Source organism: Mycobacterium arosiense ATCC BAA-1401 = DSM 45069 (genome assembly GCF_002086125.1).
Classification (GTDB): domain Bacteria; phylum Actinomycetota; class Actinomycetes; order Mycobacteriales; family Mycobacteriaceae; genus Mycobacterium; species Mycobacterium arosiense.
Window position 1 is genome coordinate 1 of record NZ_MVHG01000069.1, and the last position, 12,500, is coordinate 12,500.

The 12,500-nt window shown below is 66.5% G+C and carries 11 protein-coding genes; 3 read left to right on the forward strand and 8 right to left on the reverse strand.

All coding sequences use genetic code 11. From position 1 onward, the window contains the following. Window positions 1-178, reverse strand: a 178-nt coding sequence (locus BST14_RS31725) for a transposase (RefSeq protein WP_142279208.1), incomplete at its 3' end; no start/stop codon positions are given. A gap of 587 nt (window positions 179-765) precedes the next feature. Between BST14_RS31725 and BST14_RS32685 the strand changes: the two genes are divergently transcribed. Beyond that, window positions 766-1,389 (forward strand): PAS and ANTAR domain-containing protein, encoded by a 624-nt coding sequence (locus BST14_RS32685; protein ID WP_083066292.1) that lies wholly within the window; start codon window positions 766-768, stop codon window positions 1,387-1,389. 113 nt (window positions 1,390-1,502) lie between these two features. On the opposite strand, the gene BST14_RS20955 is transcribed toward BST14_RS32685, so the two are convergent. The 7 genes from BST14_RS20955 to BST14_RS20985 form a co-directional block, all read right to left on the reverse strand. Further along, complete coding sequence (locus BST14_RS20955) at window positions 1,503-1,952, reverse strand: hypothetical protein (protein WP_083066282.1); 450 nt, start codon at window positions 1,950-1,952, stop codon at window positions 1,503-1,505. A gap of 30 nt (window positions 1,953-1,982) precedes the next feature. Continuing rightward, window positions 1,983-2,486, reverse strand: a complete 504-nt coding sequence (locus BST14_RS20960) for a DUF2231 domain-containing protein (RefSeq protein ID WP_083066293.1) — start codon at window positions 2,484-2,486, stop codon at window positions 1,983-1,985. Window positions 2,487-2,799: 313 nt separating this feature from the next. Further along, a complete protein-coding gene (locus BST14_RS20965; RefSeq protein WP_083066283.1) occupies window positions 2,800-3,882 on the reverse strand; it encodes a PDR/VanB family oxidoreductase in 1,083 nt (360 codons plus the stop codon). Between the two features lie 2 nt (window positions 3,883-3,884). Further along, a complete protein-coding gene (locus BST14_RS20970; RefSeq protein ID WP_083066284.1) occupies window positions 3,885-4,817 on the reverse strand; it encodes an alpha/beta fold hydrolase in 933 nt (310 codons plus the stop codon). A gap of 2 nt (window positions 4,818-4,819) precedes the next feature. Further along, complete coding sequence (locus BST14_RS20975) at window positions 4,820-5,728, reverse strand: metal-dependent hydrolase (RefSeq protein ID WP_083066294.1); 909 nt, start codon at window positions 5,726-5,728, stop codon at window positions 4,820-4,822. 34 nt (window positions 5,729-5,762) lie between these two features. Continuing rightward, window positions 5,763-9,020: a thioester reductase domain-containing protein gene (locus tag BST14_RS20980; RefSeq protein WP_083066285.1), complete on the reverse strand. Its 3,258-nt coding sequence runs from the start codon at window positions 9,018-9,020 to the stop codon at window positions 5,763-5,765. A gap of 423 nt (window positions 9,021-9,443) precedes the next feature. Next, window positions 9,444-10,436: a diacylglycerol/lipid kinase family protein gene (locus BST14_RS20985; RefSeq protein WP_083066286.1), complete on the reverse strand. Its 993-nt coding sequence runs from the start codon at window positions 10,434-10,436 to the stop codon at window positions 9,444-9,446. A 149-nt stretch (window positions 10,437-10,585) separates the two neighbouring features. Here BST14_RS20985 and BST14_RS20990 point away from each other — a divergent pair, with 149 nt between their 5' ends. Then, window positions 10,586-11,479 carry an oxidoreductase gene (locus BST14_RS20990; RefSeq protein WP_083066287.1) on the forward strand — a complete coding sequence of 298 codons (894 nt, stop codon included), beginning with the start codon at window positions 10,586-10,588 and terminating at the stop codon, window positions 11,477-11,479. Window positions 11,480-11,579: 100 nt separating this feature from the next. Continuing rightward, complete coding sequence (locus BST14_RS20995; protein WP_083066288.1) at window positions 11,580-12,497, forward strand: DMT family transporter; 918 nt, start codon at window positions 11,580-11,582, stop codon at window positions 12,495-12,497. Window positions 12,498-12,500 lie beyond the last annotated feature (3 nt).

The window sequence follows — 12,500 nt, forward strand, 5'->3', positions numbered from 1 at the left end:
ACGGCCCGAACGCCCCGGGCACGTCTCGCCAGGCGATCCCACACCGGTACCGATAAATAATGCCCTCGACCATCGAGCGGGCATCCTGAAAGGGCCTGCCCCGCTTGCCTGTCCGAGTCGGAAGCAAATCTTCAATCAACGACCACTGAGCATCGGTGAGCAACTGAAACCGCGACATGACTCAAGCCTCGGGCACAACATCCAAAATCTTTGCCAGACACGCCCTAGACGGCACGACAGTCCGGACTCTCGTACCGCCCTGACCTGTTCATACCCTAGTAGTTCAGCCCTCACACCCTGGGGTATCTGTGAGCGAACTTCGACTTCGTCCCTTTAAGTGCACCCGCCGCCGGATCAAATTTGCATCTAAGCCCGAGTGCTGTTGATGCGGTTTAGTGTTGGCATATGTCGCAACTGATCGACGAGCTGACCCCCGCCGGTCGGGGCGAAGAACCCCGGCTTTTGCAGGCTGAATTCGGACAACGTGATCTGATCGGCGTCGAGCAGGTTCGGCGCGCCGCGCGGTACACCCAATTTGCGAGCACCAGCGGTGCCCCGTCTTCGGCAGCGCAACGCTGGTGTCAGTCGACGCCCCCACACAGTCGGGTCGCTGATGTTCATCAACGACCACGCGCCGACGACGGCAAAGAACGTGAATACCTCCGGCCCGGTCTCGTACCGACGGAGCAAAGCCACGACAGCGCGACGGTCCCTGACTTTGGTGCCGTGGGAACGGGGCTTGACGTGGCGGCCGCAGCGCTCGCCATGGCCTCGCGAGAGAGTATCGGGTGGTTCCGATACTATTTTGATGACCAGCGCTGGGAGTGGTCCGAAGAGCTTCAACGGTTGCATGGCTACCAACCAGGGACAGTCACGCCGACGACCGAATTGGTGGTGTCTCACAAACATCCCGATGACCGTGAAACCGTGGCCGCGACCATCGAGCACATCACCCAGACCCGCGGGGTGTTCAGCAGCCGACACCGCATCGTTGATACAGCAGGCGCGGTGCATTCGGTGGTGGTCATAGCCGGCCAGTTTGTCGACGATGACGGAAAGGTGATCGGCACCCACGGTTTCTATATCGACCTCTCCGTCGGAGACCGCACCCGCGAGGAGGCGATCACCGCGAGGCTCGGTGCGATCACGCAACAACGCGCCGCCATCGAGCAGGTCAAGGGCATGCTGATGGTGATCTATGACGTCAACGAAGACGTCGCGTTCAGGGTACTCAAGTCACTTTCCCAAGATGCCAACATCAAGCTGCGTCGGCTGGCCGAACAAATTGGCGCCGATCTGCGCATGGCCGCAGTGGCGGCGATCTCTGACAGGTCAGCCTTTGACCATGCGCTGTTGTCGGCTCACCTCCGGGTCACCGGGGATCCTTAGAACTCGAAATGCTTCCCTGTCCAGCCGGCGCAACTTCGTCAGCTGCTGATCAAGGGCCGGTCAGCGCCGCGCAACATCAGAACCGGCGACCCGCCATCGTTGAGCAGCAATTGCTACCTGGCTCCGATGCCAGCCATGGTGAGCACCACGAGGACGAGCGTCGTCACCGCCAGCACACCGTGGGCCCCCACTATGGCGACCGGGAAGTTCCGCTCGGGCGGGTTCTCATCGCGGGCTGCGACCGACTGCCGGCCGCTAGGGGCTACTGCGCCTTGCCGACTACGGTAGCTGGGCGCCCATCGGGCAAACATGGTCAAGCCGCCCACCGCGGCCAATGCCAGCAGTATCAACGCCACCCAGCCGACGGACGGCTTGTGGACAGCCAGGTAAATAATCCAAAGCACTAACCCGGCTGCAGCGAGTAGGAAATGCCCGAAAATCAGGGCGGGTGGAAACCTGGTCGCGCTGGCGCGGCGATGCCCGCCGCCGCTGACCCAATTGGCGAGCATGTAGAAGCCGCCGCCAGCGGTGAGGATCCATAACACGAGTGCGGCTATACCCATTGGAGTTCCTTCCTGTGCGAGTGGGTGAACTCATGAGCGGAAAGCTTCGGTCTGGTCGGTCTCCCGCGCGACGCGTACGCCGTAGCGGTAGGACAACATGCCGCCCAAAAACCCTGACGCTCCCAGCAGGGCAAGGCTGACCGCCGATAGCACCAGCGGTCCAAGCCCGACGGCGGTGGGTTGCCCGTAGCTGCCGTGGCGCCAGAGGAAGTTGACGGCGTAGGCGATGACGATGCCCGCGTTGAGCGTCATATGCAGGAGGGCCACCCGAAACGCCCGCGTGCCGCTGGGTATGGCCAGGAGGTCTAATAATCCAACCGTTGCCGCGAGCAGAGCGCCGATGACACCTATGCCAATCAGCCATTCCGAGCCCTGCGCCAAGAACCCAGGGACAGCCACAACGTGAGAGCCGGTGTCGAACACAAGGCTGCTTACCCAAGCACCAATGGGCACCGTTACCAAGATGGGATGAAATGGATGCCCGTAGGGCCCCGCCAACACCGCGCTGACCGGCTCTTTGGCCTGCTCGACCATCACGCCTCCGCGTCGTCCTCTGCTTAACCGATGCTGGTCTGTCACAACGCGCTCCCTGCGCGAAGTAGCTACCCGCTCGACAATCGGCTAAACGCATCAGGCAAATGCAACGAGAGCTTTAGCGCGGCCCGCGGCAGCGGACCGTTGACCCGGTTCCGCAAGACTGCTCAGATATCGCGGAGCGCACGAGCAGCGCCGCCGCGGCGCCCACCCCGATCGCGGCGGCGATCACCGGCACCGAAATTGGACCCGGTACGCAACGCGGTCTCGAGTCCGCCATCGCACACCGGTCAGCTGCGGCGCATGTGAGCGCTCAGGCGTCGATTACCACGCGCCCGGACTTCGCGCGGGAGACGCAGACCAGCATCTCGTCGTCACCTTCCACGGTGCGCCCGCGGCGGTCGACTTGCCCGCCAAGCACTTTCACCTTGCAGGTGCCGCAGAACCCCTGCTGGCAGGAGTACGCGGTGGTCGAATCGCGGTCGAGCATGACGTCCAGCGCCGACCGGTTCGCCGGCACCTCCAGCACCCGCTGCGAACGGGCCAGTTCCAGCTCGAAGGGCACCCCGTCGACCACCGGTGGTGGGCCGAAACGTTCGTAGTGCAGCGGCGCGTTCGCGTGTTCGTTGCGGGCGGTGCGCACCGCCTCCAGCATGGCGGCGGGGCCGCAAACGTAGACGGCCGTCGCCGGCCCCGCGCCGGCAAGCAAGTCGGACGCGGCGGGGATCCGGCCCCGCTCGTCGTCGGCCCACACCGTCACCCGGTCCGGTGCCACCGCCACCACCTCGTCCAGCAGCGGCATGTGATCGCGGCTGCGCCCGGCATACACTGCGCGCCAATTGATTCCGCGCTGCTGGGCCGTCTGGATCATGGGCAGAATCGGTGTCACCCCGATGCCGCCGATCACGAACAGCACCTCGCGCTCATCGGTGACGAGATAGAACGCGTTACGGGGCCCCTCGAACTCGAACCTGTCCCCCACTTTGACGGTGTCGTGCATTTCGATCGAGCCGCCGCCGCCCCCGGCGATGCGGCGCACCGCGACGCGATACTCGGTGCGCCGGCCGGGCGGACCGCACAGCGAGTACTGCCGGCGACGCCCCGATGGCAGCCGAACGTCGATGTGCGCGCCGGGTGTCCAGAACGGCAACAACCCACCGGCCGGGTCGGCCAGGGTCAGCGCGACCACATCCGGGGTGAGAAGCTCGCGGTTGATCACCACCGCGGTGGTGGTGCGCTGCACGGGCTGCACACGCGAGGACGTCCACCGCGACGCCGACGCCAGGCCGCCGAACAGCGCGCCGACCCCGTACAACGCCGTGTACATGCGGTCACGTTTGCGGCGGCCGTAGAGGTCGGCCGGAATGCTGTCCCAAATGGTCTGTGCCACAATCATCCTCACATCGAATCGATGCCGCGACGGCCTGCCGACTGGGCGATCAGGTCGATCCACTCTCCGGTAAGCCGGGCGATCACCTCGGGGTATGCGCTGACCACCCAATGGCCGCCCTCGATGGGGACGACCCGGCCGCCCTCCGGGATGGAACCGGTAAACCGTTGCAGGGCCGACAATACGAAGTAGTCCCGGCGCGCGACGAGCACCTGCACCGCAACGGTGGTCTGCGGCAGCCGCTTCCCGGGCGCGAGCATCGGTTTGGGCATGTTGGCGCGGTACAGGTTGAGCCCGTTGAGGTAGTCGCGGATCGAGCGGCTGGTCGCCGCGCGCCGCTGCTCGGCGCCGCGCGGCCGGCCGATGAGTTCTACCGCGGCAAAGACCGCCACGGTCGCCCGCGACCAGATCGCGAGCTCGGGCACGCCGGGGCACAGGAAGAACCAGATGTAGCTGGAGGCCAGCGCCTGCTTGAGCACGTCGACGACGCCACGCGGCGAGCGCGCGGACCGCAGAAACCTGCCCGCGTAGTTCAGGTGCGGGCCCGAGATCGACGTGAACGAGGCGACCTTGTCCATCACCGCGTCGTCGGTCACCGCCGCCCAGGCCTGGATCGAGCCCCAGTCGTGGGCAAGCAGATGCACCTGGCCGACTCCGAGGCTGTCGATCACCGCGTCGATGTCCGAAACCAGCTGCGGGAACCGGTATCCCGCTTGCCTGGTCGGCTTGGACGATTCGCCGGCGCCGCGCACGTCGTAGGCCACGAAATTGAACCGGCGGCCCAACGTTTCGGCGACCCCGTCCCACACGTGATGGTTATCGGGGTAGCCGTGGATGGCGAGGACTGTCGGACGGCCCGGGTCGATGTCGGGGTAGGCGTGCACCGCCAGTCGCACCCCGTCGGAGGCGGCGACCGTGGTGGGAGACGCTTGGGTCGTCATCGTCAGTGCGACGCGCGGGCGGCGGGTGAACGGGCCAGGTAGTCGACGGCACGTCCCACCCCGCCCAGCTGGGACGGATGAAATCCCGGTGTGTAGTAGGCGCCGATGACCCGGAGGAACTCGAACGGCCCGGGCACCAAGCCGCGGCGCGCCGCGCGGAAGTAGTCGCGCCAGCGTGGCTTGGTGCCGGGCGGCAGGTAGGGGTCCACCGAGTACATGAACCGCACACCGCGGATGAACAACCACAGCAGCGCCGGCGTGATCAGCAGCTGGGTGCGAACCTGCCGCCAGTACCCGCCGCGCAAGTGCTTCATGGTGTCGAACGCGACGGCCTTGTGCTCGACTTCCTCGGCGCCGTGCCAGCGCAGCAGGTCCAGCATCACCGGATCGGTGCCCATGGCGTCGTGTTGCGGGGTGTCGAGAATCCATTCGCCGAGGATGGCGGTGTAGTGCTCGAGGGCGGCGACCATCGACACCCGTTCGAGCAACCAGCTCTGCCGCCGGCGGCTACTCCACCGCGGCCGGTCACCGATGAGTTGGGTGAAGAGCCAACGCATTTGGTCGGTGAACGGCGTCACGTCAATGCCTTTGGCCGCGAAGTGCCCGAGCACCCCCGCGTGCGCCTGGGAATGCATGGCCTCCTGGCTGATGAACCCCTGCACATCGCGGCGCAGCTGATCGTCTTTGATCAGCGGCAGGGTGTCCTTGAAGGCGTCGACGATGAATTCCTCACCCGCGGGCAGCAACAGATGCAGCACATTGCAGAAGTGGGTGGTGAAAGGTTCGTTGGGCACGTAGTAGAACGGCAGCGTCGACCAGTCGAAGTCGACGTCACGCGCCTGCAGGACGATCCGCTCGTGGTCGAGCGAGGCGTCATGGGGGCCCGTTGCCTTGTCATCGACGGTGAACATCGTCATCCCCTTCGTCTGTCTCGCCTGTTACCGCTTAGGCGCTGCGTTGTGCCTCGTCCTCCACCTCGGTGATCAGGCGCTCGCTGCGCAAGAACCGGACCAGATGATCGACCGTCTCGGTCAGGGCGGGTTCGCGCAGGCGGACCTGTGCCAGGCCCCGCCGATGACGGTACTGGGTGTTGTCGTAGCGCTTGTCGCGCATCGCCGCGATCTTGTCCGCGGACCGGGTGAGGAAATCGACCAGCGGATACATCTGGTCGTTCGGCGTGCAGCGGCGGTTGAGCTGCTCGGTGAACGACGGGATGTCGTGGTACTCAAAGCGGTAGCCGTAGCGTTCGGACAGGATGCGGGTGACGTCGGTGAGGTTGTAGTAGTCGTCCGCGGTCATGTTGAAGACGCTGCCCGACTCGTCCGGCAGGCCCATCAGCGCCACAATGTGTTCCGCGATCAAGTCGGCCGGCAGCAGGCTGATCTGGTTGAGCGCGTTGACGGCGACGCCGTGCTCGATCATGAACGCCGTCAGGCGAACCAGGATGTCGTCCTGGCTGCCGAAGCCCGCCCGGGTGGGCGAGATCAGCGACGGCCGGTAGATGCGAACGTCGAGTCCCTTGCGCTGGGCGGCCAGCGCCAGCTGTTCGCCGACCCACTTGGTCTGCGAGTAGCCGAAGTCCAGGCCGGCCATCTTGTCGTTGGCATCCCACTCCCCGACCACCGGCTCGGTGCTCCAGCCGTAGATGAACGTGCTGGAGACGAGGTGGAAGGTCTTGCGGTGGTTGATCATCGCCAGCCGCAACAGCTCGCGGGTGCCCTCCACGTTGGCGGGCCGCAGGGCGTCGTAGGTGCGCACGTAGTTGACCAGGGCGCCGTTGTGCACGACGGCGTCGACGTCGTGCGCCAGCTGCTGGAAGGCCGCCTCGCCGATGCCCAGCGCGGGTTGTGCGAGATCGCCGCAGATGACGCGCACCCGTGCGCGGACGTCGGCTTCCAGCGCCGGGGTCCACAGCTGGGCGCGGCGCAGCGACGCGACGATGCGGTCCAGGCCGTGCGCGGGGTCGGTGGCGCGCACCAGTGCGTGCACCGTGTAGGAAGTCCGCGACAGCAGGCTGCTCACCAGGAACGGCCCGAGGAAGCCGGTCGCGCCCGTCAGCAACAGGTCGGTGGGCTCACCCGGCCGCGCGGGGGCCAGCTCCGGCAACGGTAGTGCCGCGTCGGCCCGCATCTGGGCGGCCTCGTGGGCCTCGTATTCGGCGGAAATCTTGCCCAGCGCCCGGCGCAGGGCGTCGAGCGGCCGGCCGGAACCCTCGCCGAATTGCCTTATCAGTCCGAAGAATTCGGACACCGTCAGCCGCTGGAGCAGTCGGGTGTTGACCTCTTCGGCCAGCTCCCCCGCGCCGTTGTCCTCCAGCAGGGCCTGCAGGTCGGTGCGGAGTTCGGCCAGCGCCAGCGAGTCGATGCCTAGATCGGCAAACGAGCAGTCCTCGTCACCGGTGAGGTCGTAGCTCTCGATGAGGTTTCCGAAGCGCTCCAGCGGACCCGCACCGGCACCCAGTTCGCCGTGAGTCCGGCTGGCCGACTGGTTGATCCAGGTGGCGAAGGCGGGCAGCTTGTCGTCCAGCCACAGCTGGCGTGTCGAGGCGCGCCGGATCTTCCCCGACGTGGTCTTGGGGATGCTGCGCGGCGGCGCGAAGACGATCGCGTGCGGATCGATGTGGCAGTGCCGCCGGATCGCGCGGGCCACGGACTTGGCGTCCGGAAGGTTGTGCTCGTCTCGCACCTCGGCGACGACGATCAGCGCTTCGGACTCGTCGTGCTCGACCGAGAAGGCGGCGACGCAGCCACTCCGGACGTGCGTGGCCGTGCGCTCGGCGACCGCTTCGATGTCGGAGGGGTAGCAGTTGACACCGCGGACGATGATCAGGTCCTTGCTGCGGCCGCAAACGAAAAGCTCGCCCTCATAGAGGAAGCCGAGATCGCCGGTGCGCAGGTAGGCGTGCTCGTCATCGCCGGCGATGTGGGCGCCGAACATTTCCGCAGTGAGCTCCGGGCGGTTCCAGTAGCCGGCGCCCTTGGAGGGTCCGGCCAGCCAGACCTCGCCGACCCGCCCCTCCGGCAGCGCCCGGCGCGATTCCGGATCCACGATGCGAACCAGCGTCTCCTCGATGGGCTTGCCGCAGCTGACCAAGGCCACCTGGTTGCTGTTTTCCGGCAGCGCCTTTTCGATGCGCGCGACGTTGCGCTCCAGCCCGCGCTTGTTGACCGCGATGGTCTGGCGCCCGCGGATCGACACGATCAAAGTGGATTCGGCCATGCCGTAGGCGCCGGTCAGCGCCTCGGGCCGCAGACCGTACTCGGCGAACCGCTGCCGGAAGCGGGCGAAAGTGTTGGCCCGCAGCGGTTCTGCGCCCACCACGATGCACTCGAGGCTGCTCAGGTCGACGCCGGCCAATTCGGCGGCGGGCAGCTTGTCCTCGCGCAGGCAGTATTCGAGCGCGAAGTTCGGTCCCGGGGTGTGAGTGGCGCGCACGTCGCTGATGAGCCGCAGCCACGACGATGGCCGGGCGAGGAAGTCCAGGGGCGACATCGCGTGGGTGGACCCACCCAGCAGCACGATGAACATATAGGCCGAGATCAGGCCCATGTCGTGGTGCTGCGGCAGCCACGAGGCCAGCACCACGTCGCCGGTGAAGGCCGAGCCGTTGGCGATGACGTTGGCGTGGGTGACGATCACACCCTTCGGATTGCTGGTCGACCCAGAGGTGTACTGCAGGAAGAGCACCTCGCCCGGCGTGTCTGCCACCGGGGCGCCGCCGAACTCCTGGGCACCGTCGGTCGCGAACCAGGGCAGCTCCGGGAGGCCGGCGTCCGACTCGTCCGTCCAGACCCGCTCGCCGCGGCGCTGGCCGAGCAGCAGGCGGAAGTCGTACTCGAACTGCTTCGTCGACAGCACCGCCGACGCCTGGCAATCACGGGCGACGAAGCTCAGCTTGGCCAGCCCCGCATCAAAGGACATTGGCAAGGGCGGGCTGACCGGAACGGCGATCACCCCGATGCGCGCGCACGCATACAGCGCCGCGATCATTTCCAAACCGGGCGGGTAGACCAGCAGCGCACGGTCGCCCGACTTGAGACCGGCCTCCTTCGACAGGTAGGCGGCCAGCTCGCGGGTGCGTTCGGCGAAGGCCTGGTAGGTGTAGTGCTCGAGTTCGCGGCCCTCGCCATCGACGAACCGGAAGAGGGTCTGGTCCGGCTTCTGCGCTTCCCACATCTGCAGGTAATCGATCAGCGTCTCCATCGTAGGAGTGATCCCCCTTCCAGGTTGATTTGCCCGAATACGACTTCCGTCGTGAATATGAATACCAATGTAGCGCCGTGAACGCACGCTGAGCAAAGCGTCGAGCAGCATTAATGGCTTTCACACACCACATTCACAGGTAGAACTTAGCCGACAAATTTGAATGCGCGAATGCTGATCTCCGCGCATACGGAGTTCAGTATCTCAGTCGCGTTCGACCAGGCAATACCGGTAATCTTCCGCTGAGATACTGAATCGCGTATCTACGAATTCACGCATTTTATATTCCGTTGCCGAGGGGCTCCCTTGCGTAAAAAAGCTATTACCTTCGTCACGCCTAATGGGGGAATGCAAATCATAAAACGAAATTTACATCCGCGCCCGAGGGGCGCGACCACGCCGCCGGACTGTCTGCGTGCTCGGCTAGGAGGGCTGGGCGATCCGGATGCGCGGGCCCGCACGGGCCACCAGTTTGACGATGCCAAGGAAACGTTCGCCGTCGATGATCGGCGACAACGGCTCGTCCTCGGCCTCGATGACCATCTCGCGGCCGTTGACATCGCGCAGCCCGGCGCCGCGGAGCATGCCGTTGGTCAGGGCCGTCGGAAGCTGCGCCACGATCCTGGACGGCCGCAGGTACCCGGCCTGAAAATGCAGCGCGCCGGGCTCGGAAGCCTTGGGGAACAACCGGAGTGGGCCACCGATGCGCAGGTCGATCGCGCCCGCGTGCAGCAGGCTGTGCGTGCGCGACGGGACCTCGTCGCCGTCGATCACCACGCGCGCGCGCGTCGGGGTGAACAGGATGGACGCGTAGTTCGGCGTCCTCACCCGGCTCGGGACGACCTTGGAGGTGATGTAGTCGCCGAAGCTGCGAGCGATCACTCGCGCGACGGCCAGCCGGCCGTGATCGGGTGAGTCGTAATACCGGTCGTAGAAACGGTTGCCGACGCCGCCGGCGGCCAGCCCGAAGCAGAGCCGATGAAACGCCGCGCCGTCGGCGGTCGCGCCGTCGAGCACCAACGTGTCCAGGTTCACCTCGGGTGGGGGCCGATCGGTTTCGGCGGCCGCGGTCAGCGCGCGGATGATCGCCTCCGGGCGCCCGCGCACCCGGGCCTTGCGCGCGACGGCGTTGACACTGCCACCGTTGGTCGGGACGAACGCGGGCCAGCGTTGTGGGTCGCTGATGCAGTGCTCGGCCTCGTTGACCAGCCAGTGCAGAGCGCCGTCGCCGCCGTCGCCCACCAGGTGGGTGACCCGTGGCGCGAGCTGCGCGATGGTGTCGCGCAATTCCTCGATCGAGTTGGTCTCGTGCACCTCGCCCCAGGGGCCGACGATCCGTCGCAGTTCGGCGATGCGATCGCGGGAAGCGGAGCGATTGTTTCGCGCTTTCGGATTGACGATGACGCCTAGCTGCATCCGGCGATTCCCGCGGCAGATGGGGTTTCGCTGGTCATCCCAGGCACGATACCTGGGCGCACCCGGTGACCGACATCGCTCCCGCCCGCCACCGCAGCGGCGCTTGGCCCACCAGCCGGGGTCGCAAATGCGGAGTTAGGGTGTCTGCCATGGCCGATTGGACCGCAGCACAGCTGCCCTCGTTCGCCGGACGGACCATCGTCATCACCGGTGCCAACGCCGGGCTGGGCGAGATCACCGCCCGCGAATTGGTCCGGGTGGGTGGCCACGTCATCCTGGCCGTCCGTAACACCGATAAGGGCCACGCGGCCGCCGCTCGCATCACCGGCTCGGCGACCGGCCCCGCGGCCGGTAAGGCCGAGGTGCGTGCGCTCGACCTGCAAGACCTGTCCTCGGTGCGACGCTTTGCCGAGGGCATCGACAGGGTGGACGTGCTGATCAACAACGCCGGCATCATGGCCACCAAGCACGCGGTGACCGTCGACGGTTTCGAGGGCCAGATCGGCACCAACCACCTCGGCCATTTCGCGTTGACCAACCTGCTGTTGCCCAAGCTGACCGACCGCGTGGTAACGGTGTCCTCGCTGATGCACCACTTCGGCTATATCAGCCTCAAGGACCTCAACTTTGAGTCCCGGCCGTATTCGGCCTGGCTGGCCTACAGCCAGTCGAAGCTTGCCAACCTGTTGTTCACCAAGGAGCTGCAGCGGCGGCTGAACGACGTCCCCACGTCGCTGCGGGCTTTGGCCGCCCACCCCGGCTGGTCGCACACGAACCTGCAAGGTAACTCCGGCCGCAAACTCGGCGACGCGGCGGTGCTGGCGGTCGACCGGATCGTGTCCACCGATGCCGACTTCGGCGCCCGCCAGACGCTGTACGCGGCGTCGCAGGATTTGCCGGGCGACACCTTCGTCGGCCCGCGCTTCGGGCTGTACGGCCGCACCCAGCCCACGTGGCGGAACTGGCCGGCCAAGCGCACGAGCACCGCCACCGCCCTGTGGGAACTGTCCGAGCGGCTCACCGGGACGAAGTTCCCGTTGTGACGCCGTCTTCGCTGGCTAAAGGACCTTCCCCGCGCCGGACGGCCGGGTCATGGCTAGATTAGACGGGTAGCGCCACCGCACCCAGCGAGGAGGTCAAGCCATGTCCGATGCGCATCTGGCGGCCGTTCTCGCCCTGTGCGCGGCGCTGGCGTCCGCGATCGGCAACGTGGTGCGGCAGCGCTCCGCGCAGGAAGTCACGGACAAACGGGTGGGCCACCTGACGTTGTTCGGCATGTTGCTGCGCGACAAGCGTTGGTGGTTGGGCGGTTTGGGGGACATCGGCAGCTACGTGCTGCTGGCGGCCGCGCTCGACAAGGGCTCGGTGTTGCTGGTGATGTCGTTGCAGGTGACCGCGCTGCTGTTCGCCCTGCCGATCTACTCGCGCATGACCGGGAACCGGATCACTCGCCGAGAGTGGTCCTGGGCGGTGGTGCTGGCGGTGGCGCTGGCGGTGCTGATTGCGGTGGGAGACCCGACCGGTGGCCAGCAGCGGGCGCCGCTGCACATCTGGATCGTGGTCGCCGTAGTGATCGGTCCGCTGTTGTTGCTGGGCCTGCTGGGCGCGCGCATCTGGGCGGATCGCCCGGTTGCGGCGCTGCTGCTGGCGGCGGTGGCCGGCACCTTGTTGGCAGTGTTCGCGGTCCTGATGAAGGGTGTCGTCGACATCCTGGAACACCAGCCCGGCCACGTGTGGCAGACCTTCGAACTGTACGCGCTAGTGTTCTGCGGGGTCGCCGGCATGATCTATCACCAATCGGCCTATCGGGCCGGCGCGCTCACCGCCTCGTTGCCGACGATCATCGTGGCGAAGCCCGTGGTGGGTGGGATCCTCGGCATCGTCGTGCTCGCCGAGACGTTGGAAGCCGGCGGGTGGGAGTGGTTTGTCCTCGCGGTGACGCTCGTCGTGGTGATCGTCGCGACGATCGGCTTGGCTCGCGGCGAGGCCGCCTCCATGTCGGCCGGGGCGGGACGTGACGTGAAAGCCAGCGCCAGGCCGAGGGCCGCTTCGCAAGCCTGAGCG